Raw genomic sequence first — 26,147 nt, 5'->3', positions numbered from 1 at the left:
CTATAAATTGTTCACTATTGTTTTAATATTGGTTTCATTTTATTATCTAATGCATCTATTTTCATAATAGTATAATAATTTATTTTAAAGTTTCTTTCTTCAATAAGTTTAATAAATTCTTCAGTTTTCATACTACCATTTTCAGTTGTAAGAAAAACAGCCTCAATCATCGCTTTATTTTCACTTTTTTTCTTTAAATTTATATATTTAATAAGTTCTTTTGAGTTGATTTCCTTATTTACTATTTTATTTTTTTTATTTTTCTTTTGCCTGTTATATACTACCCCTATTTCAATCATCTCTTGAAATAGGTTATTTAATTTATCAAAATCAACAGTTTCAAATTCTATATTAAAAATATATTCTGCATAAGCACAACGAGACATTAAAGATTTAGTTTCATCTGTATAACTTGCACTAATTATTTGCATTTCTTTTGGTAAAACGAAATTCATTCTGCTTATATAATCATTTATTTCTACCTTTTCATTTAAATCTAATTCAAAATATTCACCTATACTTTCAGTTCCTAAGGACAATGGAAAGCCAAAGGCTGTTTTCATATGTGGATTGTAACCTTCACTATACTTAGCAGGTATTCCGGCTCTTTTTACAGACCTTTGAATAAATCTTAAAACATCTAAATGTGATATATATTTTAAATTTCCAGTTTTACTGTATTTGCTTATTATTTTGCACATGAGGACAAGGACCTCCCAATAATTTATTATTTACACCACAATTAAAACACTGTTGTCTACAGTCAGGAGTAGTAGCTGATTCCATAGATTTCTCATATTCTCTAATTAAATAATCCTTTGATACTCCGATATCAATAAAATCCCATGGAAGAACTTCTTTAACATCTCTTTGCCTTTTACCATAGAAATCAGGATCTACATATAATTCTTCAAATGATTCCATCCATTTGTTAAAGTCAAACATATCATACCAACCATCAAATCTACATCCTTTTTCCCAAGCTTTAATTAATACTTGGCTAAGCCTTCTATCTCCTCTTGCAAAAACCGCCTCAAGATAACTTAATTTAGGTTCATGGTAACTAAAAGATATTTTTTTATCTTTGATTTCTCTTTGTAATGATTTAGCTTTATCGTAAAATTCCTCTATACCATTTTGTTCTACCCACTGAAATGGAGTAAAAGGTTTAGGAACAAAACAAGAAGCACTTACATTGATTTTCAAATTTCCCTTAATATCTTCTTTTGGCCTTTTGAAAAATTTATCTTTTACCTTATATGCAAGGTCCTTTATTCCAAGAACGTCCTCCATACTTTCACCTGGCAATCCAATCATAAAATATAATTTAACTGTAGACCAACCAAGATTAAATGCTGTTTCAACTGGGCCAAGAATTTGTTCTTCTGTCAAATTTTTATTTATCACATCTCTCATACGTTGAGTTCCTGCTTCTGGAGCAAAGGTTAATCCTGACTTACGTACTTCTTGTATTCTTTCAATAATATCAAAAGTCATTGAATCAAGTCTTAAAGAAGGTAAAGAAATACTTGTATTTTGATTCTCATACTTATCTAACAATTGAATAGTTAAATCAGGTAAACAAGAATAATCTCCAGAGCTTAAAGATGTTAAAGATATTTCATCATGGCCTGTAGATGAAATAAGATTTTCTGCTTGTTTAACAAGAGTATCAGCCTTCTTTTCTCTAACAGGTCTATAAACCATTCCTGCTTGACAAAAACGACATCCTCTCGTGCACCCTCTGAAAATTTCAAGAACAACTCTATCATGTACAACATCAATATATGGTAAAATACTTTTTTCTGGATAAAAACTTTTATCTAAATCTTTTATAATTGTTTTAGTTATTGTTTCTTTAGCATTTTCATTTAATATTTTTCTTTCTTTAATAGTACCATCGGCATTATATACTTCTTCGTAAAATTGTGGTACATATATTCCATCAATCTTAGCTGCTGATTCAAGAAATGATAATTTATCAAATCCTTTTTCTTTTTCTTCTTCGTAAAGTTTCATTAATATTGGCAAAACCTCTTCTGTTTCACCTATTGTAAATAAATCAATAATTTCATATAAAGGTTCTGGGTTATATGAACATGGACCTCCAGCAATAACTAGGGGCATATCATTACCCCTATCCTTGGATTTTAAAGGCAAATTTGCTAAATCCAACATATTTAATACATTAGTATAACTCATTTCATACTGCAGTGTAAATCCTATAAAGTCAAAATCTTTTAACTCATCTTTACTTTCTAGTCCATATAAAGGAACATTGTTATGCTTCATCAATTGTTCCATATCCGTCCAAGGTGCAAATACTCTCTCGCACCATACATTATCTATACTATTTAACAAATGATATAATATATGCATTCCTGTATGAGACATTCCTACCTCATAAACATCTGGGAAAGCAAATGCAAATCTTATATTTACGTCTTCCTTATTTTTAACGACAGAATTTAGTTCACTACCAACATATCTTGCTGGTTTTTCAACCTTTAAAAGCTCTCTGTCCAGCTTTTTTATATCAATCATATGTACTCCCTTTCTGTATACAAAATCTAATCTTCTCCTAAAAAATTAATTATTCTACTTGCATTTGAAGTTCTGTTAAAAATTCCTTTACTATACTTGTTTCATGAATATCTATTTTATATAATTCTATTGGATCCGACTTAATCATTAAGTTATTTTTTTTAGCAAACTCCATCATCATAGGTAAGAATTTTTTTGTTTTTTCATAACTGCCTTTATAAGATAAAGTTATATACTTTCCACCTGGAATAACTCTATCATAATCTTTATCATCTTTATCAAGTACAAAAAAAACCGAAGTATATGAATGGTAATTTTGCTCTTTTATTTTATCTAAATTCATTGTTATTCCAACATAATTATTGCCTAATAAATAAAGTTTATCTTCGTGTTTTCTGTGAAGTTTCTTAATCAAGAAGTCAGCCTCTTCATCTCTAGTAAAAGTATCATTAAGTACAATAACTTTTCTCTCGTCTATTTCTTTTATTTCTATTTCTTCTAAATTTTCAACAGCCGCATCTTCCACAATAGACTTTATTCTATCTCTTATAGCATCTTTTTGAACATTTAATTGTTCTAGTTTTTTATTAATTAATACTATTTCTTCATTTAATATATCTAAAGTATTCTCTAAGGTCTTATTCTCTAAATAATCCTTAATAACGTCCATAGGAAAATTTAAATTTCTCAAATCTTTAATAACATTTAGTTTCCATATATCTTGTATGCTATATAGTCTATATCCATTATTATCTCGTTCAGGACTTAAAATTCCAATTTCCTCGTAGTATCTCAAAGAATCCTTTCCGATATTGTATAGGATTGAAATTTCACTTATTTTGTAATAACTTTTCATTTATCTATCCTTTCAAATAATTCCTTCAAATTCATTACATATGATACATTATCATATTTTTTAAATTTATCAATGATTTTTTCATATTCACCCTTAACAAAATCCCTGTTAGTACTGTGAAGTATAATAATACGCTTATTTTTAATATTTTCTATCAATTTTATATTATCAAAATTTCCCCAGCCTATTGCAACATCCGTTATTATAATTACATCTGATTGATTTATATATTCCATCATTTTAATTTTACTTTCGTCTGAAAAGACAGAGAATGGATTTTCCTTAACAAAACTTATATTTAAATTCCTACATAGTTCTAAATCAGAGTCTCCTTCATTAAGGATGCCTGCACTTATTTTATATCTCTCTGAATACAATTTTTGGATGATATATTCACCTGTTCCTCCACCACAAATTACATGAACAAATATTTTCTTATCCTCTTTAGCCCTTCGTACTCTAAGTGGTACAATTTCCTTTGAAGATAATAGCTTATTGTTACGAATAACTATTTCCATATCATAAACATTGTTCATAACATCTTCCTGAAGAACCTCATCAGGGGTACCTTCTTTTATAATTTGACCACCGTCTATTAAAATCAATCTATCACTAAATCGAGCAGCTAAATTTAAATCATGCATCACCGATATAACAGTTATACCTTCTTCTCTATTAAGCCAATGAACTAATTCTAAAATATCCAGTTGATGATGCAAATCCAAGTTAGAGGTTGCTTCATCTAATATCAAAATTTCAGGTTCCTGAGCTAATGCTCTTGCCATTATAACCCTTTGCTTTTCACCGCCACTTAAATTATTAAAATTCTTATCTTTATATATAAATGTGTTTGTTTTTTTCAAAGCATCTTCAACAATTAAATGCTCTTTATAATTTACTTTCCCAAAACGCTTGTGATATGGATTTCTTCCCATACTAACAATATCAAAGACTGTAAAGTCAAAGGAAATATTAAATTCCTGAGGCACAAACCCAATTATTTTTGCTTTTTCCTTAAAGGTAATATCCTTTAAGCTAATACCTTTAAGGAAAATCTCGCCGCTACTTAAATCAATATTTTTATTAATTCCTTTTAATACCGTTGACTTACCAGCACCATTAGGACCTATTAAACTTACAAATTCTCCCTTTTTAATATTAAAACTTATATCTCTTATAACTTCATAATCCCCGTATTTAATTTTCATATTCTTTATTTCAATTATATTGTAATTCATAGCCATCCTCTTCTACACATATTCTTTCTTATTTTTTCTTAGTAAATATATGAAAAAGGGTCCGCCAAAAATTGCTGTTATAATGCCTACAGGAATTTCTTGAGGCATCAAACTTCTTGCTATAGTGTCACATATTACCATAAGAATAGCACCTGCTATAAAGGACATTGGTATTAAAGTTTTATGATTAGGTCCTAATATAATTCTTATTATATGAGGTACTATTAATCCAACAAACCCTATAATACCAGATACTGATACTGCCAATGCTGTAATTATAGCACTTACTATAAGTAAGATTCCCTTTGTCCTTTCTACATCGACTCCTAAATTATTTGCCGTATCCTCTCCTAAGAGAAATAAATTTAAGTCCTTTGCATAATAATATATTATAAATGCTCCGATTATTATATAAATAGCAACAGTATTAAATTGCTCCCATCCTTTTCCTGACAGAGAACCCATAGTCCAAAGCATAATTCGTTGCATATCATTCTCTGAGAAAATCATTACAAGAGAAGTAATTGCAGTCAAAAATTGGCCAATTGCTATACCACTTAAAAGCAACGTAGTCATAGGTACCTTTTTCCCTACTTTTGCAATATTATAAACAGTTAACACTACTCCTATGGCACAAATAAAAGCCATTATTGAAGTGAAAGATAAGCCTAATAAGTTAAAAGATATTTTACTAACAATACCAATAGAAGCTCCTAGAGCAGCCCCTGATGATACGCCTATTACATATGGATCAGCCATTGGGTTTTTCAAAAGACCTTGGTAGGTTGCCCCTGACACAGATAATGCTCCTCCAACTAACGCTCCAACTAATACTCTTGGAAATCTAATTTGCCAAATAATTGTATCAGAAGAAACTGGTATAGAAGATGAATCTACATTTGAAAATGGAATTCTTTTAAAAATTATCTTAATCGCATCAAAAAATGATATATTTGCAGCTCCAACACAGCTACAGATTATAAGTATAATAAATAAAATTATAATTGCAATAATATAAATTATTTTTTTATTTTTCATTTTACTCCCTATCCTAAAAGAAAGCACAGTTTCCTGTGCTTTACAATATTTGTTAATCGAATTTATCAGGATATATTGCCTTTGCTATGCTTTCTAAAGCAATTACAATTCTTGGACCTGGTCTTGATGTTATATCAGGATCAAGAAAATAAATTCTATCATTCTTTATTGCTTCTATTTCGTTATATCCTGGTCTTTCTTTAATATCATCAATTGTTTTAAAGCCATCATCTGTAGTTAAATATACTTCTGGATTTCTTTCTATAAGCAGTTCTGAGCTGAACTCTCCATAACTTGATTGCATATCTCCTGAAATATTTTCTCCACCACTCATTGTAATCATTTCATCAATAAAACTTCCTTGTCCTACTGTCCCTAAAGGGTCATGCCAATTTTCAAAAAATACCCTTTTACCTTCTTCTCCCTTTACCTTTTCAAGGATTTCTGCTGTCTTATCCTTTATATTTGCTACTAACTCATCAGCTTTATCTTTTGAGTCCAGTATACTACCTAACAACTCAATTCTTTCATAAATGGCTTCATAAGTTGATGGATATATAACAACTGTTTTTATGCCTGCAGCATTTAATTGTCCTCTAATTTCTTCATCTATCCAATCTGTTATATAAAGTTCTACTCCATACTCAATTAACTTTTCAATATTTGGTCCATTATAATCGCCTATAATTTCTTTCTCAGACACTTCACTAGGATAATTACAATAAGATGTTACTCCTACTAACAATTCTTCTTTATCTAAAGCATATATAATTTCAGTAGTAGACGGGGCGCCTGATGCTATCTTTTTAGGCGTTGATTCAATATTAATTTCAACACCATAGTCATCTATTATTCTTAATGGGTATATTTCACTTTTTTCAGAAACTTCATGTTCAACATCTTCAGGTTCCTCTTTATTTTGACAAGAGCCTAAAAAAAATATCATTATTAATACTATTAATATGTATAATAATTTTTTTGTCATGTATCCTCCTAGAATGCAATATTTCTAATATCCTTTTCTATAAAGATTTTATCATAATACTTTTTATTTTACAACTTTTTCTTTATACCTAAAAATATTTAAAAACAATTGAAATTTATTTACAATTATACTAATATTAAATAATCAATAATAAAATGTGAGGTAAATTATGAATTACAAAGAAGCGATAGATTTTATACACTCAACATATAAATTCGGATCGAAGTTAGGTTTAAACAATATTACAAAACTTACAGAGCTTTTAGGGAATCCACAAAATAGTTATAAAATAATACACGTGGCTGGAACGAATGGAAAGGGTTCTACAAGCAATATGTTGCATGATGTGCTAATGGAAGCTGGATATAAAACTGGGCTTTTCATTAGTCCTTACCTTGAAGAATTTACTGAAAGAATTCAAATCAATAAAAAACACATTAACAAAGAGTCTCTAGCTAAAATTACTACATTAGTAAAAGAAAAAATAGATATAATGATATCAGAAGGCTATAACCATCCTACTGAATTTGAAGTTGTTACCGCTATTGGCTTTAAATATTTTGAAGAACAGAAAATTGATTTTCTAATTTTAGAAGTAGGATTAGGAGGAAGGTTTGATGCAACTAATGTCGTAAGGAATACATTAGTTTCAATTATTACTTCTATTGGTTTTGACCATATGCAATACTTAGGAAATACCCTTGAAGAAATTGCCTTTGAAAAATCTGGTATAATAAAAGATAATTCTAACGTTGTAATATACCCCCAAGAGAAAAATATTATTAATGTGCTAAAAAAAGTTGCATTAGAAAGGAATGCAAATATATATGAGGTTAATAGTGATGATATAAAAAAAACTAAGGGAGATTTAACTGGCCAATGGTTTGAGTATTTTAAAACAAGCACCTTTAAAATTCCAGAGTTGAAAATTAATTTATTAGGAGAACACCAATTATACAATGCTTTAACTGCACTGAATGCTCTGGAAGTTATAAAAAATAATGGTTATGATATAACTAGTGAAAATATTCAAAAAGGATTTGCAAGCTGCAGATTTCCTGGAAGATTTGAAATATTAAGTAATCATCCAGTTATAATTTTGGATGGTGGTCATAATTATAACGGTATAGAATATTTTTCTAAAGCAATCAAAGAATATTTTAATGATAAGAAAATTATATTGTTTTATGGAATGCTTAAAGATAAAAATCCAAATGATATATTCCCTTTACTTTTACCTTTAAGTAAGAAGATGTATACTTTAACTCCTAATAATCCAAGGGCAATGAGCGCTTTTGAATTAGCTGATTTAATAAAAATACATTCTGATATTAATGTATCCCCTGTGCAGAATTATAAAGATATATTAAACATTATAAATGATATTGACAAAGACGAGATAATTGCATTTGTAGGCTCATTATATATGATTGGTGAAGTACGAACTTTATTAATGCGAAACTTGTTTAACAAACCTTGCTTATAACACCTAACATTGTAGGATTTGCATTGAATGCAAACCACGGGACGCATACAATGCGTCCCCTACAAATTTGTTTTCAAAAATCAATAAGCCCAAGGCTAATTTTAAGACAATCATCTACTTCAGCCATTAAGTTCTTACTGAATCTTCCAATTTTTTCTTTTAATCGTTTTTTATCTATAGTACGTATCTGTTCTAGCAAAACTACTGAATCTTTAGGCAAGCTAAAGTCCTCTGAACTAATCTCTATATGAGTAGGTAGCTTTGCTTTGTTAATTTGAGAAGTTATTGCAGATACGATAACTGTAGGACTATATCTATTTCCGATATCATTTTGCACTACTAAGACCGGTCTAACTCCCCCTTGTTCTGACCCAATTACAGGACTTAAATCGGCATAGTACACATCTCCCCTTTTTACAATCAAGCTATTCACTTCCTAATAATTTTGTTTCGTAACTTAAAAAATCCTCATAGTCCCCTTCTGAGTATTCCTCTGTAATACTTTTATTTATGCTGCTCATTTCTAAATAACCTGTTTTCATCTTATTTCTAATTTCTAGTTTTCTTTTTTCAATTAAATAAAACCTTATAGATTTCCTTATAAAGTCACTCCTATTAGTACATTCTGTCTTCACTGCATTATCCAATTCTTTTAACAGATTTTCTGGTATTGAAATTAAAATTTTCTTATTATCAGCCAAATTTTACACCTCGCATAAACTAAGACTCATTTAAGAGAGATTCAATTCTCCCTAGGACGGTCAATTTAACATATTTATATATAATTTTACCACATACTATTCAAAAGATATATGGTAACTTTTGTCTAGATGTGCAATATGTTCATTCTATAATTATTTCTTCATACAAAATAGTTTTTACCAAATTATCGTTTTTATAAATTAAAATTGTTTTTGGAAGCAAGTTCTCTTTACTAAAGTTCAATACATGTTTGTAGGTACCGTCCCAATAGATTAACTCTTCAGGTATAGGCTCCATTGAACTGTTAAATTTGCTAAAATCAAAATCAGCAATTATTAAATCGGATAAATTAAAGTTTTCTAATGTAACACTACTTTCAGGAAAATTTTCATTATTTAGTATACATCTGTTGTCATTAAATATAGCAACATTCCAACTAACGGAACCATCATCAAATGAAAAGCTATAGTTTCCATCCCTGCATATTATATTTGTTTTATATGTATTTTCACTTTTATCTGTATGTACCTTTATTAAGGCCACCCCTGTATAATTAACAGGAATTATAAAAGGTTCATCTACTTTTGCACAACTACATAAAGTTGATATTATTAAAATTATAACTAACAGAATAGAATATTTGCCCATTATATATAACCTGCTCCCTGATATTGTTATATAATACATATATGTTGAAATATAACAATATATGACTTCTTTTTATATATAGGCATAATTATAATAGTTTTATTTTTCTACAATGCAAAAAGCAATGGCATAATCCTTAGTATGCGATATTGACAACTGGATATTAGTTAATTCTAGTTGGGTTGCTCTTTCTCTAGCATTATTTCTTAGATTTACATATGGTTTACCCTTATCATCCTTCAATATTTCTATATCTTTAGGCCCAAAATTAGTAAAACCAGTACCAAGACATTTTGAAACAGCTTCCTTAGCAGCAAACATACCTGCTGCAGTTTGAGAATTAAACTTTCTATTCTTTAAATAAGTTATTTCACTTTCTGAATATATTTTAAACAAGAATCTTTTATTATCAAGATTTTTTTTTATTCTATCAACTTCTGTTATATCAACACCGTTTCCTATAATCATAAATAACCCCTTAATATTAATTAAAAATATATTATTGACAAAGAGACTCATATATATAATAATTATATTACAAGTTTACAATCTATACAACAAAACTATATAAATAAATATTATTCTACATAAAGGAGTTTTAAATGAATAAAGTAACAGTAGTATCACACCCATTGATTCAGCACAAATTAACAATGCTGAGAGATAAGAACACATCTTCTAAGGATTTTAGAGAACTAGTAAGGGAAATCGCAATGTTAATGTGTTATGAAGTAACAAGAAACCTTCCACTTAGGGATATTGATATTGAAACACCTATTATTAAAACCAAAGGAAAAGTATTAGCTGGAGAAGACATAGCTATCGTACCAGTTCTAAGAGCAGGTCTTGGAATGGTAGATGGTATGCTTGACTTAATCCCAAATGCTAAAATAGGGCATATAGGTTTATACAGAAACGAAGAAACTTTACAACCAGTAGAATATTACTGCAAATTACCACAGGATATTGGAAACAGAATAGTAATCATTACTGAGCCAATGCTTTCAACAGGCGGTTCTATGATGGGTGCTATAAGTCTTCTTAAAAAACACGGAGCTAAAAAAATAAAGTCAATACATTTAGTAGCTGCTCCTGAAGGATTAGATGTTGTAACTAAAGCTCATCCAGATGTAGAAATTTATACTGCTTCTATAGATGAAAAATATAATGACATAGGCTATATTGTACCAGGACTAGGAGACGCAGGAGACAGACTATTCGGCACAAAGTAGGGAGAAAGAAATTGATGGTAGGTCATTCGCTTATCCTGAACGAAGTTGAAGGATCTCCCAGATGACTATAGAATGACATTGAATACACAGTTTGTTCATAGCAATGACATAAAGGGGATGCATAAAATGCATCCCCTACAACTAGTTCTTACTTATTCTTCAATACATACTTATAATAAAATTTTTCCTCAGAAGATGTTAAATAAATTATTCCCTCTATTAAACCTATTAATGCAGGAACATATGTCCAACAAAACAATATGTATAATATTCCTAAACCTATTTTACCTAAGTAAAACTTATGAACACCTAATCCTCCAAGTAGAATAGCTAACACACCTGCGGTAACTTTACTTTTCGACTTTACATTTGGATTAAAATATGATTGCTGATATACTGGTGGTTGCTGATATTCTGATGATTGCTGATTTATTGGTGGTTCTTGAAATTGCTGTTGTTGGTTCTTTTTCAGTTGAACAGGAACCGGTTCACCACAATATTTGCATGCTTCCAAATTAACATCTAATGGAGCACCACATTGAGAGCAATTCTTAACTATTACCTCTTCCATAAAAACACCTCTTTTAATTTTTATTTTATTATTAATTTTTCTCTTTCATAAACCATGTTATATATATTATCAAACATCTTTTTAATACTATTAAAATCTTTTACGTTGGAACTATCTGTTAACAAAGAATTAACTTCTTCGATATTATATATAATTTCATTTTCTTTTTTTATCGTATTTATTTCAGATATCCTTCCAAAGGGAGTGCTTGAATTTATTCTTTCAAATGTTCTCTCAATTGAATTTTTTAGATTATTATACTCATTTTCTTCTATGATATCTTTATTTTGCTCTAAGGATTTATTCGTATGTATCATTAATAATTTAATATCAGTCATATATTCTTTTTCTTTATTATTATTCCTAATATTTAAATATCCAACATTTAGTAAGAAAAAAAACAATGTTACTAACATCATCACTATAAAATACCATTTAGAAGTAATCGTAATATATACTATTCCAGTAAAAACCATAGAAAATAAATAATAAATTACAGATGAACTCAACGTAGTAATGAATAAACTCATTCCGTAGGTTTCAATTATTCGACTTGACAAAGCTATAACAATATTAAGTATTATTAGGGATAAAAATATAAAACATATTGCCATAGGAAATACAGATATATTTAATATTGCCCATATAGAAAATACTATCTTTATAGTTACAACATCAATAATCAACAATGAAAAACCTTTAAATATCCATGATAACATTTTATTGTTTTCCATATATTATTCCCCCAACCTTTTTCCACATGTATGACAGAACTTAGCGCTATTTTCATTTTCTGACTCACACTCAGGACATATTATTTTTTTAATTAAAGATAAACCACAATTAGTGCAAAACTTAGAACCTACATCTAATAGTGATCCACAATCGCTACATTTGATTTTTTCAGGAACTAATCTTTTTCCGCATTGTGAACAAAAGACTGTACCTTCTGAAAATTCACTCCCACAAGTGCATTTTTTTATAGAGGATTGAGCAGCTTCTGTATTTATTACTGATCCTACTCCTGCAAAGTTGTTGCCTACATTTGCTCCCAAACCTAATCCCATTCCCGCTCCAACAAAGGCTCCAGTTAATCCGCTTTCGTTACCTGCCGCAGTTTCAATAGTATCAAATGACCTCTTAGTAATATATCTTTGATCACCTATAATATCAAAAGCAGCTTTATCTTGTAATATCTTATTTATTACAGCAAAATCTTCATCAGGAAAATTAATAGATTTAATATAGAAATTAACAACATTTAATCCAAATCTGCTAAATTCATCGCGTATGTCGGATTTACAATAACCTGATATATCATCTATTGAAGCTGATATTTCAAGTGCTGAGATTTTATTATTAATAATATTTTTTGCAATAAGGGCTTTAGTTTTCATAACCAATAATCCTTTAAAATAATTAATCATTTTGTCATAACTTACTACTTCTAAAGGATTTAATGATCCAATTAATTCAGTCAAAAATACTCTATAATCATCTACTTTCATACCAAATTGTCCAAATGCTCTAACCCTTAATTTTATGTTATACTTTGGATCAATCAATTGAATTGGATCAGCTGTTCCCCAGTTAATATCCAATTTTGCTGTTTTATTTATAAAATAAACCTCTGCAGTAAAAGGAGTTTTGCCTCCGAATGGTATATTAATAAATGCCTGTAATAATGGAATGTTATTAGTCGATAAAGTATGAGTGCCTGCAGTGAAATAATCAAGGGCTTGTCCACCTTTAACAAATACAGCAACCTGTCCTTCTCCAACTATAAGTTGTGTTCCAGTTACAAATGATTCGCCAGGATAACGATAAACCAACCATTCTCTACTTAATCCATCAAATTTAACTCTGTCAATGATAGCCATTTTCATCACATCCTTTTTATAAAAAATTAAGTAATCTCTTGTTAATTTCAATAGTAATATTGTCAAAATTTTGTAAAGCTATGTAATTATAACTCTTTTCGACAAAAAAATCAATATTTTTGAATTCTATTTTTATTAATATTAACACTCTTCATAATATAATTATAGATTGAAAGATAAAAAACTTAGAACTTCCTCTAAGTTTTTTATAAATATTTTATTAAGTTAATTCATAATTATCTTTTCAACTAAAATATCTTTTTTCATAATTGAGTTAACAATTACTGTGCCCATAATTGTTACTACTACTAACTCGCCTACCGCTACATAAAATGCATTCCACAAAAATGGGGTATTAAATACATAAGTTAACTCTAGACCTACCAATATAGCGTTTGATATTACAGGCCCTAAGCTCGCAATTATAAGTGCTTTTTTATTATATCCCAACAACTTTCTTACTGATACAATAAACATAATTGCCATTAAAGTTGCGAATGAACCTACTACAATGTCAATTAATCCCAAAGGGCTAGGTAGATTTGCCAACACACATCCCAATATCAACCCAAGTCCATATTTTGGTTCTATAAAAGCAAACAGTACTAGTATTTCTGATACTCTAAATTGTACCTGTTCATAGCCCAACCATGCAAATGCATATGTTAATGCTGCATATAATGCTGCTATAAGAGCAGTACGTGTTATAAATTGTATTTTATTTTTTTTCACAATAAAAAAACTCCTTTCGAATAGTATTCTCGGAGTCACTAAAAAAAACTTGATTTTTTAAGTGGGTGCCAAGAAAACACTTTGACTTTTCAGACTTTTCGGGAAAGTTTTTCCCGAAAAGTCTTTACAAAAAGTCTTTATCTTATTTAAATTATTATCTCTTACTGAACTGAGATGCTTTTCTAGCTTTTTTAAGACCGTATTTCTTTCTTTCTTTCATTCTTGAATCTCTTGTTAAGAATCCAGCTTTTTTAAGAATTGGTCTAAGTTCTGCATCAACTTCTAATAAAGCTCTTGATATACCATGTCTAATTGCTCCTGCTTGACCTGTATATCCTCCACCTTTAACATTTACTAATACATCATATTGACCAAGTGTATCAGTTATCATTAAAGGTTCTTTAACTATAACTCTTAAAGTTTCATATATTAAATAATCATCTAAATCTCTTTTATTTACATTTATTTTACCAGTACCTGGAACTAATCTAACTCTTGCAATTGCTTTTTTTCTTCTTCCAGTACCTCTGTATTGTACATCCATCTAATTGTCCTCCTTTATTAAAACTCGTATACTTGAGGCTTTTGAGCCTGATTGTTGTGTTCTGGTCCTGCATAAACCTTTAGTTTCTTTAACATTTGTCTTCCCAAACTGTTTTTAGGAAGCATTCCTTTAACTGCTAGATAAACTGGTTGAGTTGGTTTAGTTTGGAACAAGTTTCTATAAGGAGTTTCCTTTAAACCACCTGGATATTGCGAGTGATGTCTATAGAATTTTTGATCTAACTTTTTTCCTGTTAAAACAACTTTATCAGCATTAACGACTATTACATAGTCTCCTGTATCAACATGTGGTGTATAAATTGCTTTATGTTTTCCTCTTAAAAGCTTAGCAACTTCTGTTGCAAGTCTTCCTAAGGTTTTACCTTCTGCGTCAATGACATACCATGCCCTTTGAACTTCATTAGGTTTAGCTAAGAAGCTTTTCATTGTATTACCCTCCTATAATTCTACTGCATATTTCATAATTTTCATAATCTATAGAAAAAACCTAACTCCGGGGCATTGGACCGGTTTTTCTCTTCATATCATTCTCAATAATTTTATAGTACTTACGTTAAAAAGTCAAGTGTTTTTTGCAATTTTAATAACTTACTTCTTTTAAGAACAATCCCTCTGGTCTTGCTGTCTGTCCAAGAATTGATCTGTCTTTTTCATTGAATGCTTTTTCAATACACTCTATTTCTTTTTTCCCTTTACCAATATCAATAAGTGTTCCAACCATTATTCTTACCATATTATAAAGAAATCCATTTCCAGTAATATAAAATCTTAAAATTTTACCTTCTCTTTCAATATTTGCTTTATAAATAGTTCTAACTGTAGTTTTAACATCTGAACCTGTAGCCATGAATCCTTTAAAATCATGAGTTCCAACAAAAATCCTAGAAGCTTTTTCCATTATTTTGAAATCAAGAACATATGGAACAAAGTATGAATAATTAGAATAAAAAGGACTACTAACCCTATCGTTATAAATGTTATATATATAAGTTTTATTGTGAGCATCAAACCTAGAATGAAAGTCTAATGAGACCTCCTCTGATTGTACAATTCTTATATCTTTAGGTAAATTAGAATTTATAGCGATTTTAACTTTATTATCCTCAATATTTGTATCCGCAATAAAGTTTGCCACCTGACCTAGAGCATGAACACCTTTATCCGTACGACCAGAGCCTATTAAATCAATTTTTTGTTTAGTCACGACGCTAATTGCCTCTTCTATAGTTTTTTGTATTGTAGGCTTATTTAATTGGCTCTGCCATCCATGATAGTTTGTGCCTTCATAAGCAATAGTTAATTTAAAATTTCTTACCATACTCTTGATACGATTATTGTTGCAAGATAAATTCCAAAAATAAAAGATGCAACAACATCTGCCTTTCCTATCTTTAACTGTCTCATGCGGGTTCTATTTTCCCCACCTCTATAACATCTAGCTTCCATTGCCATTGCAAGTTCATCGGCTCGTCTAAAGGCACTTATGAACAAAGGAACTAATAATGGAACAAGATTTTTTGCTCTATTAATAATATTACCGCTTTCGAAATCAGCACCTCTAGATTTTTGTGCCTTCATAATTTTCTCTGTTTCTTCCATTAATGTTGGTATAAATCTAAGGGCTATAGTCATCATCATTGCCAACTCATGAGCTGGTAATCCAAATCTCTTAAAAGGACTTAATAAACTCTCAATACCATCAGTCAATATAATTGGTGATGTAGTAAGTGTAAGAAGAGAAGTTCCCATAATAAGAAGCGTAAGTCTTATAGCCATGAAACCTGCTTGCCTAAGACCTTCTTCTGTAATTTTTATAAAGCCAAATTCATATATTATTTTACCTGGAGTCATTAACAAATTTATAATAAAGGTAATTACGATTATCAACAAAATAGGTCTTAACCCTTTTATTACAAATTTGATAGGTACTTTTGAAATACTAATTGCTATAGCTAAAAATACTATAACAAATAAGTAAGTAGTAAAGCTATCTATTAGAAATAAGGATATTATAAATATGAATGTCATAATAATTTTAGCCCTTGGGTCAAGGTTATGCACAGGGGATTCAACGGGATAATGCTGCCCTATTGTTAAATTTTTAAACATTTCTTTTTCTCCTTATTTCCTTTAATATTTCTGTCTTTGCTTCATCTATAGAAAGAATGTCAGCCTTTATATTGAATCCCCTTTTTCTAAGTTCATTTACAATTTGTGCAATCTGGGGAACCCCAAGACCTATTCTTTTAAGTTCTTCTGACCTAGAATAAATTTCTTTTGGTGTACCTTGCATATGAATTTTGCCCTTGTATAAAACTACAACATTTTTTACAAGTTTTGCAATATCCTCCATGCTATGAGAAACTAATACTACAGTAACATTAGCTTTTTCATGGAGTTTTTTAATTTGAGCAAATATTTCATTCCTACCAGCAGGATCTAACCCTGCAGTAGGTTCATCTAATATCAAATATTGAGGTTTCATTGCTAATACACCAGCAATTGCAACTCTTCTTTTTTGTCCTCCAGATAAGTCAAAAGGAGAAGCATTCTTTATTTTTTCATAATTAAACCCTACTAACTCTAAAGCTTCCTTTACCCTCATATCAATTTCATTCTGTGATAAATTAAGATTCATTGGTCCAAAGGCAACATCTTTTTCTACAGTTTCTTCAAAAAGCTGATATTCTGGGTATTGAAAAACAAGCCCTACTATTTGACGTATAAAACTTAGTTTTTTCTTATCTTCACCTATTACTGTACCATTAACTAACATTCTTCCTTCAGTTGCCTTTTCCAATCCGTTAAACAACTGTATAAGAGTTGATTTCCCAGAACCTGTATGTCCAATAATTCCTAAAAAATCTCCTTCTGTTATCTCTAAGTTAACATTATCTAAAGCTAATGTTCTAAAAGGTGTTCCCTCACTATATACATATTTAATATTTTCTGCTTTTATTGACATAATAAATCCACCAGTTCCTCTATACTAACTATATCAGAAGGTATATTAAGCCCTTCTTTACTTAATTCTTGAGCAAGTTCAGTAACTTGAGGTACATCTAACCCGAATTTTTTTATTTCACTAATATTTCTAAAAACTTCTTTAGGTGTACCATCTAGTTTTATATTACCCTTATCCATTATAACTACTCTATCAGCTTCTACTGCCTCATCCATATAATGTGTTATTAAAAGTATTGTTTTTCCTTGTTCATTTAGCTTTTTTAAAGTATCCATTACCTCAGCTCTGCCTGATGGATCAAGCATAGCTGTTGGCTCATCTAAAATTATACAATCTGAGTTCAATGCTAATATACCTGCAATTGCAACTCTTTGTTTTTGACCTCCTGATAATAAATGTGGAGGTCTTTTTCTAAACTCATACATTCCCACTGCGTTAAGAGCATCATCTACTCTGCGTCTGATTTCTGATGACTCTACTCCTTGATTTTCAGGACCAAAAGCTATATCTTCTTCGACTATAGTTGCAACTAACTGATTATCAGGGTTTTGAAAAACCATCCCTGCAGTTTGCCTTATATCCCATAATTTACTTTCATCTGAGGTATCCATACCTTTAACATATATTTTACCTTCTGTAGGAAGCAATATGGAGTTAATAAGTTTAGCCAATGTTGATTTACCAGAACCATTATGACCTATAATTGCAGTAAACTCACCTTTTTTAACTTTCAAACAAACTCCATCTACAGCATATACAACATCTTCTTTGTTATATTTATATTTAACATTTTCTATATTAATTATATCTTCCATTATAACACCTTTATTATAATTTTATATTATTATGTAATACATTGATTTCCTGCCAATTATGATAATACCATTATTCATGAAGTTTTACAACACAAAATTTATATGGTGATATAAAACAAAAAGGATTAAGAATAATCTTAACCCATTTATGTTTAAATATATTTATACCAATTCAATTATAGCCATTTCTGCTCCATCGCCTTTGCGAGGTCCCAATTTTAGAATTCTTGTGTATCCACCATTTCTATCCTTGTAGTTAGGAGCAACTTCTTCAAATAGCTTATATACGGCATTTTTGTCATACATATACGCTAATGCTTGACGTCTTGCATGTAGGTCTCCTCTTTTACCAAGAGTAATCATTTTTTCTGCAACTCTTCTTACTTCTTTAGCTCTTGTTACTGTTGTAACAATTCTGCCATTATTAATTAGGTCTGCAGACATGTTTCTCAACATAGCTACTCTATGGTCAGTCTTGAAACCAAGTTTTCTGTGACTACCCATGCTTAGTCCTCCTTTTACTGCTAATTATCATTTTTTCTTAGAGATAACCCTAATTCCTCAAGTTTCTTTGCAACTTCATCTAAAGATTTCTTGCCAAGGTTTCTTACTTTCATCATATCTTCCTCTGTTTTGTATGTAAGCTCCTCAACAGTATTTATTCCAGCTCTCTTTAAACAATTGTAAGATCTAACTGATAAATCAAGTTCCTCTATAGTCATTTCTAAAACTTTCTCTTTTTCATCTTCTTCTTTTTCAATCATTATTTCTACTTCATTAAGATGCTCTGTTAATGATATAAACAAGTTTAGATGTTCATTTAATATTTTCGCACCTAGGGAAACTGCTTCTTCAGGTTCTATAGTTCCATCAGTCCATATTTCAATGGTTAATTTGTCAAAGTCAGTTCTATTACCAACTCTTGTGTCTTCAACTGAGAAATTGACCTTTTTAACAGGTGTAAATATTGAATCAATAGGAATTACTCCAATAGATTGGTTTTCCTTTTTATTTCTTTCAGCTACTGCATAGCCTCTTCCCTGTTCCATTTCCATTTCTATTATGAGTTCGGAACCTTCTTCCAAAGTAGCAATATGCAGGTCTTCATTAATAATTTCAACATCCCCACCTGTTATTATATCTCCTGCTGTAACTACCTTAGGGCCTTTTGCATCTATTAATAGTTGAACAGGCCCCTGCACATTCATTTTAGCAGCAAGATTCTTAATATTAAGAATTATTTCTGTTACATCTTCTCTAACTCCAGGTATAGTTGAAAATTCATGCAACACACCTTGAATGTTTATAGAGGTAACAGCTGCTCCTGGCAATGATGAAAGAAGTATTCTTCTGAGTGAATTTCCAAGTGTTGTTCCATAACCTCTTTCAAGTGGTTCAACTACTATTTTTCCATAAGTGTTTTCATCATTTTTTTCATTTAACGTAATGTTAGGTTTTTCAATTTCTATCATCCCAAACCCTCCTTAGATCTGTTTTTTTGCCGAGGGTAATAATTCTTAATAGCTATTATTTAGAGTACCACTCAACAATTAGATGTTCTGCTATTGGTATTTCTATATCTTCTTTTGCTGGTTCAGCAACTATTCTACCAGTAAAATTATCAGGTTCTACCTGAAGCCATTGTGGCGCAGTTCCTTTGTGGTTTTCTACAAAAGCTTTAAACTTTGCTGAACTTTGGCTCTTTTCTTTTACTTGAATAACATCACCAACTTTAAGAATCATAGATGGAATATCAGCCTTTTTACCATTAATAGTAAAATGACCATGAACTACCAATTGTCTTGCTTCAGGTCTTGAACTTGCAAAACCTAATCTATATATAATATTGTCTAATCTTAGCTCTAAAATTTTAAGTAGGTTTTCACCTGATTTACCTGACATTTTATTAGCCATATTATAATATTCGCTAAATTGGCCTTCTAAAACACCATAATATTTTCTAACTTTTTGTTTTTCTCTTAATTGCATTCCATGGTTTGTAAGTTTTTTATTGCTTTGTCCATGTTGTCCAGGTGCATAATTTCTTCTGCCTATTGAACATTTATCAGTATAGCATCTATCACCTTTCAAATATAACTTTAAACCTTCTCTTCTGCAAATTCTACATACAGGTCCAGTATATCTTGCCATCATTTCACCTCATTTCTATTATACTCTTCTACGTTTTGGTGGTCTACAACCGTTATGTGGTATTGGAGTAACATCTTTTATTAAATTAACTTCAAGTCCAGCTGCTTGTAAAGATCTTATAGCTGCTTCTCGTCCTGAGCCTGGTCCCTTAACATATACTTCTACTGTTTTCAAGCCATGTTCCATAGCTCTTTTAGCTGCTTCTTCAGCAACCATTGAAGCAGCATATGGAGTAGATTTTCTTGATCCTTTGAATCCTAATTGTCCTGAACTAGCCCATGCAATAGCATTTCCTTGCAAGTCAGTCAAAGTTACAAGTGTATTGTTAAAAGTAGACTTAATATGTGCCTGGCCTTTTTCAATGTTTTTACGTTCTTTTCTTCTTACTCTAGTTTTTTGTTGTTTTTTAGCTGCCACTTAAGTCCCTCCTTTTACTTAGATTTTTTTCCTGAAACTCTCTTAGGACCTTTTCTTGTTCTTGCATTATTCTTTGTATTTTGTCCTCTGACAGGCAATCCTCTTTTGTGTCTCAATCCTCTGTAGCAGTTAATTTCTTTCAATCTTTTAATATTTAACGCTACTTCTCTTCTTAAGTCACCTTCAACAGGGTGCTTATCTATTTCAGTTCTTAATTTTGATACTTCGTCTTCTGTTAAATCTTTTACTCTAGTGTCAGGACTAATCCCTGCAGCTTTGAGTATTTTATTAGAAGTTGGTCTACCAATACCAAATATATAAGTCAAACCTACTTCAACTCTTTTATCTCTTGGTAAATCAACACCAGCTATTCTGGCCATTAAGCTTACACCTCCTACCATAGTAGTTACTTAATTTATTTCAACATTTTCTATTCTAGATTAACCTTGTTTCTGCTTATGTTTAGGATTTTCACAGATTACCATTACTTTACCTTTTCTTTTGATAATCTTACATTTCTCGCAGATAGGTTTAACTGATGGTCTTACTTTCATCGTAATCCCTCCTTACTTTTTCCTCCAGGTTATTCTTCCTCTAGTCAAATCATACGGTGATAATTCAACTGCTACTGTATCTCCCGGTAAAATCCTGATATAATTCATCCTCAGTTTTCCAGAAATATGCGCTAAAATCTGATGCCCATTTTGAAGCTCTACTTTGAACATAGCGTTAGGCAGTGCTTCTAGGACTTTTCCTTCGACTTCTATTACATCTTTCTTGGACATTGATCACTCAACCTCCATTCTTTAGATGCATTATTATTATAAGTAATAAGAATACTTCTTATAAATGCATCATTTAGATTTTTGTTATTTTGTAATTTCTCAGCAAATTCTGTCAATACTGTATTATAAATAACTAAATGTTTTATTTTTTTCTTTTTTGGTGATTTTAATTTTCTAAGATCTCCATCACATACTAATACATAACTTTCATCAACTTTTTCGCAAATTACGAAAACTCTACCCTTGTCTCTTCCTGCCTTGGATTTGACTACCTGACCTATTTTTAAATCTGTTGTTAATTCCAAAAAATCACCCCTATAATACAGTTAAAAGTTCTGGTTCACCATCTGTTATTGCTATTGTATGTTCATAGTGAGCTGATGGCCTACCATCTACAGTTACTACAGTCCAATTGTTGTCAATTACTTTTACGTTATACGTTCCTGCATTAATCATCGGTTCAATTGCAAGGACCATTCCTTCTTGCAGCCGCGGTCCTTTACCAGGTTTTCCAAAGTTAGGAATTTGCGGTGATTCATGCATTTCCTTCCCAACTCCATGACCTACATAATCTCTTACAACTGAAAACCCTGCACTTTCTGCATACTCTTGTATGGCATGTGATATATCAGACAGCCTAAAAGACTTTTTAGCAAATTTAATTCCTTCATAAAAACATTGTCTCGTAACCTCGACTAATTGTCTTTTTTCATCATCAACATTTCCTACAAAGAATGTTTTTGCACTATCTCCGACATATCCTTCGAAAGTAGCACCAATATCGATGCTAATGATATCTCCCTCAACGAGTTTCCTATCACTTGGAAATCCATGTACTACTTCTTCATTTACAGAAGCACATATTGAAAAGGGAAACCCACCATAACCTTTAAATGTTGGTATAGCATTTTTTGACCTTAAAAAATTTTCAACAAGTTGATCAAGCTCCATTGTTGTTACGCCTGGTTTAATATGCCTTCTAACAAGTTCATGTGACTGTGCAACTAAACTTCCGGCTTTTTTCATAATTTCTATTTCTCTTTTAGTCTTGAGGATAATCATACTATTTGCCCCTCAATTTTGCAACTATTTCCTCGCCAACCTCAGAAATTGGTTTTTCTCCATCTATATTAACAATTATACCTTTTTGAGTATAATATTTAATAAGAGGCTCCGTTTGTTCCTTATAAACATTAATTCGTTTTGTAACAGTTTCTTCAGTATCGTCTTTTCTTTGTAGTAATTCACCGCTACATTTATCGCAAATTCCATCTTTTATTGGTTTATTAAATGTCATATGATATGTTTGACCGCAATCTTTACATATCCTTCTTCCAACAGCTCTTTCAACTAGAAGATTTGCATTAACTTCAATATTAATAACATAATCTAGTTTTTGATTCATACTATTTAAAGCTTCTTCAAGAGCATCTGCTTGAACTATCGTTCTTGGAAAACCGTCTAACAAAAATCCATTTCTACAGTCATCCTTTAGCAATCTATCTTTCACTAACTCAACAGTCAATTCATCAGGAACTAATAAACCTAAATCCATATACTCTTTTGCTTTTTTACCAAGAGTTGTTCCCTCTTTAATATTTTGTCTAAATATATCACCTGTTGATATATGTGGTATTGAAAATTCATTTACAATTGTTTCTGCTTGAGTTCCCTTACCAGCTCCTGGTGGTCCCAACAAAATTGTTCTCATTTTCTACCTCCCTTTATTTCAAGAATCCTTTATAGTGTCTCATCAACATTTGAGCTTCTATCTGCTTCATTGTTTCAAGAGCAACACCTACTACAATCAACAGTGACGTTCCGCCAAAGTTAATCTGTAAATTCGTAAATGAAAATATCAAGGTTGGTATTGTCGCTATTACTGCAAGTGCTATAGCTCCTGCTATTGTTATTCTGTTTAATACTTTATTTAAATATTCTGCTGTTGACCTTCCTGGTCTTATTCCAGGTATGAAACCACCATTTTCTTTCAGCGTATTCGAATACTCAAAAGGATTGAATTGTACCGCTGTGTAGAAATATGTGAAGAATATTATCAATAAAATATTTAATATTGTATAAATATATACTCCCGGGCTTCCTGCTACTGAAAAGTACTTTTGTACACCCTCAGCCATGCCTGGAAAAAAGAAAGCTAATGTTTGTGGAATTGCTAACAAGGTTGATGAGAATATTACTGGCATAACTCCAGCCATTAACACCTTCATTGGAATATGTGTGCTTTGTCCACCGTACATTTTTCTTCCTACAACTCTTTTTGCATACTGCACTGGAACTTTTCTTTCACCTTGTTGAATTGCGATAACTCCAACAACTATTACAAATGCAAATACTAAGAAAAGTAATACTTCTATAATATTAACCGATCCAGCTCCTAATTTATAAACTACAGTTCCTACATCAACTGGGTATCTTGAGATTATACCAGTAAATATAATTAATGATATACCGTTACCGACACCTTTTTCAGTTATTAACTCACCTAGCCACATCAAAAATGCTGTTCCTGCTGTAAGTACAATTATAACAGTCATAATTGATAAAAAGCTTTGATCTATTATAGCTGAATTAAAAAATCCAACACTATAAGCTGTAGCTTGAATCAATGCTAAGACAACTGTAATATATCTAGTCCATTGAGCCATTTTTTTCTTTCCATCTTCACGCTTAAATATTTCTTCAAGTTTTGGAATTGCAATCGACAAAAGCTGAAGTATAATTGATGAAGTGATATATGGATAAATGTTCAATGCAAATATAGTAAAATCTTTAAAAGCTCCCCCTGACATTAAGTCAAAGAAATCTAACAATCCACCTGTACCGCCAGAGAACATTGAGTCAATTACACTTCTGTCAATACCTGGTACAGGTATAACAGCACCCAGTCTGTAAACTAACATCATCATAAGTGTGAATATTATTTTTTTTCTTAAATCAGGTATCTTCCATGCATTTTTTAAAGTTTCAAACAACTTAAATCACCTCAACTTTTCCACCGGCAGCTTCAATCTTTTCTACTGCAGATTTGCTGAATTTATGAGCTTTTACTGTAAGCTTTTTAGCAAGTTCACCGTTGCCCAAAACTTTAACGCCGTCAAGTTGTTTTTTAATTATACCTTCTGATTTAAGAATTTCAGGAGTAATCTCAGTACCATCCTCAAACTTGTTTAATGTTTCAACATTAATTTCAGAATAATGAGTTCCAAAAATATTTGTAAATCCTCTCTTTGGAAGTCTCCTGTAAAGAGGCATTTGTCCACCTTCAAAACCAGGTCTTACTCCGCCGCCTGAACGAGATTTTTGTCCGTTCATTCCTCTACCAGCAGTTTTTCCCTGTCCAGTTGCTGTTCCTCTTCCTAATCTTTTTCTATTTTTTACACTACCAGGATTAGGCTTTAATTCATGAAGTTTCATCTATTACACCTCCTTATAGTTTTATTCTTCTATTACCTCAACCATGTGTTCAACTTTTCTAATCATTCCTCTAATTTGAGGAGAATCTTCTTTTTCTACAACATGGCCTATTCTTTTCAAACCTAAAGCTTTAATATTCTTTATTTGATTTGGTGTTTTTGAAATTATGCTTCTTATTTGTTTTATTTTAATTGTTGCCATAATTTTCACCTCTTAACCTAAAATTTCTTCCACTGATTTCCCTCTAACTCTAGCTACATCCTCAGGTTTTTTAAGGGATCTTAAGGCTTCAATTGTTGCATTAACAACATTTCTAGGGTTATTTGAACCCAATGATTTAGTTCTTATGTCTTTAATTCCTGCAAGTTCTAATACTGAACGAACAGGACCACCAGCTATAATACCAGTACCTTCTTTTGCTGGTTTTACAAGAACTCTGCCTGCACCATATCTGCCAATTATTTCATGTGGTACTGTTGTGTTAATCAGTGGTACTTCAATCATTCTTTTTTTAGCATCTTGGATTGCCTTTTTAATAGCATCAGGAATTTCTATAGCCTTTGCCATACCAATTCCTACATGGCCATTTTCATCACCAACAACAACCAACACACTAAATCTAAAGTTTCTACCACCTTTTACAACTTTAGTAACACGGTTGATGCTAATAACTTTTTCTTTCAAATCCAGTTGGCTTGCATCTATACGTCCACGCTCCATGACTAACCTCCTTATTAAAATTCAAGTCCGCTTTCTCTTGCTCCATCAGCAAGTAATTTAACCCTGCCGTGATATAAATAACCGCCTCTATCAAAAATAACTGTATCTATACCTTTTTCCTTCGCTCTTTCTCCTACTGTCTTGCCAATTAATTTAGCTGCATCAGATTTAGTAAGCTCAGCCACTTTATCTTTCAACTCTTTTTCTTGTGTCGATGCTGAAACAAGAGTTATTCCTGTAGCGTCATCAATTACTTGAGCGTATATGTGCTTAGAGCTTCTATAAACATTTAATCTTGGTCTATCAGGAGTTCCTACGATATTTTTTCTCATTCTATAGTGTCTTTTTAATCTAGTTTGATTTTTATCTTTTTTATTAAGCAC

37 protein-coding genes are annotated in these 26,147 nt (G+C 30.8%); 2 read left to right on the top strand and 35 right to left on the bottom strand.

What is annotated here, in order from left to right:
- Positions 1–14 precede the first annotated feature (14 nt).
- Genes U8307_RS12820 through U8307_RS12795 form a run of 6 tightly spaced genes read right to left on the bottom strand, consistent with a single transcriptional unit; the run spans position 15 to position 6,661 of the window.
- Positions 15–701: a TIGR03936 family radical SAM-associated protein gene (locus U8307_RS12820; RefSeq protein ID WP_326908478.1), complete on the bottom strand. Its 687-nt coding sequence runs from the start codon at positions 699–701 to the stop codon at positions 15–17.
- Complete coding sequence (locus U8307_RS12815) at positions 673–2,544, bottom strand: TIGR03960 family B12-binding radical SAM protein (RefSeq protein WP_326908476.1); 1,872 nt, start codon at positions 2,542–2,544, stop codon at positions 673–675. Before U8307_RS12815 ends, U8307_RS12820 begins: the two co-directional genes overlap by 29 nt.
- 49 nt (positions 2,545–2,593) lie before the next feature.
- The gene (locus tag U8307_RS12810; protein WP_326908475.1) at positions 2,594–3,400 is read right to left on the bottom strand and encodes a MerR family transcriptional regulator; all 807 of its coding nucleotides are present in this window, start codon (positions 3,398–3,400) and stop codon (positions 2,594–2,596) included.
- Positions 3,397–4,638, bottom strand: coding sequence for an ABC transporter ATP-binding protein (locus U8307_RS12805; RefSeq protein WP_326908474.1), 1,242 nt, complete (start codon positions 4,636–4,638; stop codon positions 3,397–3,399). The genes U8307_RS12810 and U8307_RS12805 overlap by 4 nt, the downstream gene beginning before the upstream one ends.
- Before the next feature lie 12 nt (positions 4,639–4,650).
- A complete protein-coding gene (locus U8307_RS12800; protein ID WP_326908472.1) occupies positions 4,651–5,676 on the bottom strand; it encodes a FecCD family ABC transporter permease in 1,026 nt (341 codons plus the stop codon).
- Between the two features lie 52 nt (positions 5,677–5,728).
- Positions 5,729–6,661, bottom strand: a complete 933-nt coding sequence (locus tag U8307_RS12795; protein WP_326908470.1) for an ABC transporter substrate-binding protein — start codon at positions 6,659–6,661, stop codon at positions 5,729–5,731.
- A 169-nt stretch (positions 6,662–6,830) separates the two neighbouring features.
- On the opposite strand from U8307_RS12795, the gene U8307_RS12790 reads away from it, so the two are divergent.
- Positions 6,831–8,147, top strand: a complete 1,317-nt coding sequence (locus tag U8307_RS12790) for a bifunctional folylpolyglutamate synthase/dihydrofolate synthase (RefSeq protein WP_326908468.1) — start codon at positions 6,831–6,833, stop codon at positions 8,145–8,147.
- A 73-nt stretch (positions 8,148–8,220) separates the two neighbouring features.
- Here the strand turns inward: U8307_RS12790 and U8307_RS12785 are convergent, their stop codons facing one another.
- From U8307_RS12785 to acpS, 4 genes are all read right to left on the bottom strand, one after another.
- Entirely contained in the window at positions 8,221–8,571 is a 351-nt protein-coding gene (locus tag U8307_RS12785) for a type II toxin-antitoxin system PemK/MazF family toxin (RefSeq protein ID WP_326908466.1), read from the bottom strand.
- A 1-nt stretch (position 8,572) separates the two neighbouring features.
- Positions 8,573–8,848 carry a CopG family ribbon-helix-helix protein gene (locus U8307_RS12780; RefSeq protein ID WP_326908464.1) on the bottom strand — a complete coding sequence of 92 codons (276 nt, stop codon included), beginning with the start codon at positions 8,846–8,848 and terminating at the stop codon, positions 8,573–8,575.
- Positions 8,849–8,990: 142 nt separating this feature from the next.
- Positions 8,991–9,497 (bottom strand): hypothetical protein, encoded by a 507-nt coding sequence (locus U8307_RS12775; protein ID WP_326908462.1) that lies wholly within the window; start codon positions 9,495–9,497, stop codon positions 8,991–8,993.
- Between the two features lie 99 nt (positions 9,498–9,596).
- A complete protein-coding gene (gene acpS, locus U8307_RS12770) occupies positions 9,597–9,965 on the bottom strand; it encodes a holo-ACP synthase (protein ID WP_326908461.1) in 369 nt (122 codons plus the stop codon).
- Positions 9,966–10,099: 134 nt separating this feature from the next.
- Between acpS and upp the strand changes: the two genes are divergently transcribed.
- The gene (gene upp, locus U8307_RS12765) at positions 10,100–10,729 is read left to right on the top strand and encodes a uracil phosphoribosyltransferase (protein WP_326908459.1); all 630 of its coding nucleotides are present in this window, start codon (positions 10,100–10,102) and stop codon (positions 10,727–10,729) included.
- A gap of 148 nt (positions 10,730–10,877) precedes the next feature.
- Here upp and U8307_RS12760 read toward each other — a convergent pair whose 3' ends face one another.
- The 25 genes from U8307_RS12760 to rplR form a co-directional block, all read right to left on the bottom strand.
- Positions 10,878–11,300, bottom strand: coding sequence for a TM2 domain-containing protein (locus tag U8307_RS12760; RefSeq protein WP_326908457.1), 423 nt, complete (start codon positions 11,298–11,300; stop codon positions 10,878–10,880).
- Positions 11,301–11,320: 20 nt separating this feature from the next.
- Positions 11,321–12,034 carry a hypothetical protein gene (locus U8307_RS12755; protein ID WP_326908454.1) on the bottom strand — a complete coding sequence of 238 codons (714 nt, stop codon included), beginning with the start codon at positions 12,032–12,034 and terminating at the stop codon, positions 11,321–11,323.
- Between the two features lie 3 nt (positions 12,035–12,037).
- Positions 12,038–13,180, bottom strand: coding sequence for an SPFH domain-containing protein (locus tag U8307_RS12750; RefSeq protein WP_326908452.1), 1,143 nt, complete (start codon positions 13,178–13,180; stop codon positions 12,038–12,040).
- A gap of 225 nt (positions 13,181–13,405) precedes the next feature.
- The gene (locus tag U8307_RS12745) at positions 13,406–13,912 is read right to left on the bottom strand and encodes a QueT transporter family protein (protein WP_326908450.1); all 507 of its coding nucleotides are present in this window, start codon (positions 13,910–13,912) and stop codon (positions 13,406–13,408) included.
- Positions 13,913–14,066: 154 nt separating this feature from the next.
- A complete protein-coding gene (rpsI, locus tag U8307_RS12740) occupies positions 14,067–14,456 on the bottom strand; it encodes a 30S ribosomal protein S9 (RefSeq protein WP_326908449.1) in 390 nt (129 codons plus the stop codon).
- Positions 14,457–14,473: 17 nt separating this feature from the next.
- Positions 14,474–14,902: a 50S ribosomal protein L13 gene (rplM, locus tag U8307_RS12735; RefSeq protein ID WP_326908448.1), complete on the bottom strand. Its 429-nt coding sequence runs from the start codon at positions 14,900–14,902 to the stop codon at positions 14,474–14,476.
- 154 nt (positions 14,903–15,056) lie between these two features.
- Positions 15,057–15,794, bottom strand: coding sequence for a tRNA pseudouridine(38-40) synthase TruA (gene truA / locus U8307_RS12730; protein ID WP_326908446.1), 738 nt, complete (start codon positions 15,792–15,794; stop codon positions 15,057–15,059).
- Complete coding sequence (locus U8307_RS12725) at positions 15,788–16,585, bottom strand: energy-coupling factor transporter transmembrane component T family protein (protein ID WP_326908445.1); 798 nt, start codon at positions 16,583–16,585, stop codon at positions 15,788–15,790. The genes truA and U8307_RS12725 overlap by 7 nt, the downstream gene beginning before the upstream one ends.
- The gene (locus tag U8307_RS12720) at positions 16,578–17,441 is read right to left on the bottom strand and encodes an energy-coupling factor transporter ATPase (RefSeq protein ID WP_326908443.1); all 864 of its coding nucleotides are present in this window, start codon (positions 17,439–17,441) and stop codon (positions 16,578–16,580) included. Before U8307_RS12720 ends, U8307_RS12725 begins: the two co-directional genes overlap by 8 nt.
- The gene (locus tag U8307_RS12715; protein ID WP_442985550.1) at positions 17,432–18,259 is read right to left on the bottom strand and encodes an energy-coupling factor transporter ATPase; all 828 of its coding nucleotides are present in this window, start codon (positions 18,257–18,259) and stop codon (positions 17,432–17,434) included. Before U8307_RS12715 ends, U8307_RS12720 begins: the two co-directional genes overlap by 10 nt.
- Before the next feature lie 159 nt (positions 18,260–18,418).
- The gene (rplQ, locus tag U8307_RS12710) at positions 18,419–18,760 is read right to left on the bottom strand and encodes a 50S ribosomal protein L17 (protein ID WP_326908440.1); all 342 of its coding nucleotides are present in this window, start codon (positions 18,758–18,760) and stop codon (positions 18,419–18,421) included.
- A 20-nt stretch (positions 18,761–18,780) separates the two neighbouring features.
- Entirely contained in the window at positions 18,781–19,728 is a 948-nt protein-coding gene (locus tag U8307_RS12705) for a DNA-directed RNA polymerase subunit alpha (RefSeq protein WP_326908438.1), read from the bottom strand.
- Positions 19,729–19,783: 55 nt separating this feature from the next.
- Entirely contained in the window at positions 19,784–20,407 is a 624-nt protein-coding gene (gene rpsD / locus U8307_RS12700; RefSeq protein WP_326911612.1) for a 30S ribosomal protein S4, read from the bottom strand.
- Positions 20,408–20,425: 18 nt separating this feature from the next.
- Entirely contained in the window at positions 20,426–20,824 is a 399-nt protein-coding gene (rpsK, locus tag U8307_RS12695) for a 30S ribosomal protein S11 (protein WP_326908436.1), read from the bottom strand.
- 14 nt (positions 20,825–20,838) lie between these two features.
- Positions 20,839–21,204, bottom strand: coding sequence for a 30S ribosomal protein S13 (gene rpsM / locus U8307_RS12690; protein ID WP_326908433.1), 366 nt, complete (start codon positions 21,202–21,204; stop codon positions 20,839–20,841).
- A 60-nt stretch (positions 21,205–21,264) separates the two neighbouring features.
- Complete coding sequence (rpmJ, locus tag U8307_RS12685) at positions 21,265–21,378, bottom strand: 50S ribosomal protein L36 (protein WP_008516283.1); 114 nt, start codon at positions 21,376–21,378, stop codon at positions 21,265–21,267.
- Between the two features lie 12 nt (positions 21,379–21,390).
- Positions 21,391–21,609: a translation initiation factor IF-1 gene (infA, locus tag U8307_RS12680; protein WP_326908425.1), complete on the bottom strand. Its 219-nt coding sequence runs from the start codon at positions 21,607–21,609 to the stop codon at positions 21,391–21,393.
- Positions 21,591–21,914, bottom strand: coding sequence for a KOW domain-containing RNA-binding protein (locus tag U8307_RS12675; protein ID WP_326908423.1), 324 nt, complete (start codon positions 21,912–21,914; stop codon positions 21,591–21,593). Before U8307_RS12675 ends, infA begins: the two co-directional genes overlap by 19 nt.
- Before the next feature lie 10 nt (positions 21,915–21,924).
- Complete coding sequence (gene map, locus U8307_RS12670) at positions 21,925–22,671, bottom strand: type I methionyl aminopeptidase (protein WP_326908421.1); 747 nt, start codon at positions 22,669–22,671, stop codon at positions 21,925–21,927.
- Between the two features lies 1 nt (position 22,672).
- Positions 22,673–23,320: an adenylate kinase gene (locus U8307_RS12665; RefSeq protein WP_326908419.1), complete on the bottom strand. Its 648-nt coding sequence runs from the start codon at positions 23,318–23,320 to the stop codon at positions 22,673–22,675.
- Between the two features lie 13 nt (positions 23,321–23,333).
- On the bottom strand, positions 23,334–24,602 hold the full coding sequence (gene secY / locus U8307_RS12660) for a preprotein translocase subunit SecY (protein ID WP_326908418.1): 1,269 nt from the start codon (positions 24,600–24,602) through the stop codon (positions 23,334–23,336).
- A 1-nt stretch (position 24,603) separates the two neighbouring features.
- Entirely contained in the window at positions 24,604–25,044 is a 441-nt protein-coding gene (gene rplO, locus U8307_RS12655) for a 50S ribosomal protein L15 (protein ID WP_326908417.1), read from the bottom strand.
- Between the two features lie 21 nt (positions 25,045–25,065).
- Positions 25,066–25,245, bottom strand: a complete 180-nt coding sequence (gene rpmD / locus U8307_RS12650; RefSeq protein ID WP_326908414.1) for a 50S ribosomal protein L30 — start codon at positions 25,243–25,245, stop codon at positions 25,066–25,068.
- Positions 25,246–25,257: 12 nt separating this feature from the next.
- Complete coding sequence (gene rpsE / locus U8307_RS12645) at positions 25,258–25,764, bottom strand: 30S ribosomal protein S5 (RefSeq protein WP_326908412.1); 507 nt, start codon at positions 25,762–25,764, stop codon at positions 25,258–25,260.
- Between the two features lie 14 nt (positions 25,765–25,778).
- Entirely contained in the window at positions 25,779–26,147 is a 369-nt protein-coding gene (gene rplR / locus U8307_RS12640; protein ID WP_326908410.1) for a 50S ribosomal protein L18, read from the bottom strand.

It is taken from the genome of Sedimentibacter sp. MB31-C6, assembly GCF_035934735.1.
GTDB lineage: Bacteria > Bacillota > Clostridia > Tissierellales > Sedimentibacteraceae > Sedimentibacter.
Note: the sequence above shows the minus strand (reverse complement) of the source record. Positions and strands in the feature narration are given on the sequence as shown.

Coding starts and splice junctions, on each gene's coding strand:
- U8307_RS12790 (WP_326908468.1), top strand. CDS start 6,831: ATGAATTACAAAGAAGCGATAGATTTTATACACTCAACATATAAATTC.
- U8307_RS12750 (WP_326908452.1), bottom strand. CDS start 13,180: ATGGCTATCATTGACAGAGTTAAATTTGATGGATTAAGTAGAGAATGG.
- U8307_RS12705 (WP_326908438.1), bottom strand. CDS start 19,728: ATGATAGAAATTGAAAAACCTAACATTACGTTAAATGAAAAAAATGAT.
- rpsM (WP_326908433.1), bottom strand. CDS start 21,204: ATGGCCAGAATAGCTGGTGTTGATTTACCAAGAGATAAAAGAGTTGAA.
- upp (WP_326908459.1), top strand. CDS start 10,100: ATGAATAAAGTAACAGTAGTATCACACCCATTGATTCAGCACAAATTA.
- rpsE (WP_326908412.1), bottom strand. CDS start 25,764: ATGGAGCGTGGACGTATAGATGCAAGCCAACTGGATTTGAAAGAAAAA.
- U8307_RS12800 (WP_326908472.1), bottom strand. CDS start 5,676: ATGAAAAATAAAAAAATAATTTATATTATTGCAATTATAATTTTATTT.
- U8307_RS12760 (WP_326908457.1), bottom strand. CDS start 11,300: ATGGAAGAGGTAATAGTTAAGAATTGCTCTCAATGTGGTGCTCCATTA.
- U8307_RS12755 (WP_326908454.1), bottom strand. CDS start 12,034: ATGGAAAACAATAAAATGTTATCATGGATATTTAAAGGTTTTTCATTG.
- U8307_RS12805 (WP_326908474.1), bottom strand. CDS start 4,638: ATGAATTACAATATAATTGAAATAAAGAATATGAAAATTAAATACGGG.
- U8307_RS12820 (WP_326908478.1), bottom strand. CDS start 701: ATGTGCAAAATAATAAGCAAATACAGTAAAACTGGAAATTTAAAATAT.
- U8307_RS12815 (WP_326908476.1), bottom strand. CDS start 2,544: ATGATTGATATAAAAAAGCTGGACAGAGAGCTTTTAAAGGTTGAAAAA.
- rpmD (WP_326908414.1), bottom strand. CDS start 25,245: ATGGCAACAATTAAAATAAAACAAATAAGAAGCATAATTTCAAAAACA.
- acpS (WP_326908461.1), bottom strand. CDS start 9,965: ATGATTATAGGAAACGGTGTTGATATAACAGAAGTTGATAGAATAAAA.
- infA (WP_326908425.1), bottom strand. CDS start 21,609: ATGTCCAAGAAAGATGTAATAGAAGTCGAAGGAAAAGTCCTAGAAGCA.
- U8307_RS12795 (WP_326908470.1), bottom strand. CDS start 6,661: ATGACAAAAAAATTATTATACATATTAATAGTATTAATAATGATATTT.
- U8307_RS12810 (WP_326908475.1), bottom strand. CDS start 3,400: ATGAAAAGTTATTACAAAATAAGTGAAATTTCAATCCTATACAATATC.
- rplO (WP_326908417.1), bottom strand. CDS start 25,044: ATGAAACTTCATGAATTAAAGCCTAATCCTGGTAGTGTAAAAAATAGA.
- U8307_RS12775 (WP_326908462.1), bottom strand. CDS start 9,497: ATGGGCAAATATTCTATTCTGTTAGTTATAATTTTAATAATATCAACT.
- rpmJ (WP_008516283.1), bottom strand. CDS start 21,378: ATGAAAGTAAGACCATCAGTTAAACCTATCTGCGAGAAATGTAAGATT.
- rpsD (WP_326911612.1), bottom strand. CDS start 20,407: ATGGCAAGATATACTGGACCTGTATGTAGAATTTGCAGAAGAGAAGGT.
- U8307_RS12665 (WP_326908419.1), bottom strand. CDS start 23,320: ATGAGAACAATTTTGTTGGGACCACCAGGAGCTGGTAAGGGAACTCAA.
- truA (WP_326908446.1), bottom strand. CDS start 15,794: ATGGTAAGAAATTTTAAATTAACTATTGCTTATGAAGGCACAAACTAT.
- U8307_RS12720 (WP_326908443.1), bottom strand. CDS start 17,441: ATGTCAATAAAAGCAGAAAATATTAAATATGTATATAGTGAGGGAACA.
- U8307_RS12725 (WP_326908445.1), bottom strand. CDS start 16,585: ATGTTTAAAAATTTAACAATAGGGCAGCATTATCCCGTTGAATCCCCT.
- map (WP_326908421.1), bottom strand. CDS start 22,671: ATGATTATCCTCAAGACTAAAAGAGAAATAGAAATTATGAAAAAAGCC.
- rpsI (WP_326908449.1), bottom strand. CDS start 14,456: ATGGATGTACAATACAGAGGTACTGGAAGAAGAAAAAAAGCAATTGCA.
- rplM (WP_326908448.1), bottom strand. CDS start 14,902: ATGAAAAGCTTCTTAGCTAAACCTAATGAAGTTCAAAGGGCATGGTAT.
- rplQ (WP_326908440.1), bottom strand. CDS start 18,760: ATGGGTAGTCACAGAAAACTTGGTTTCAAGACTGACCATAGAGTAGCT.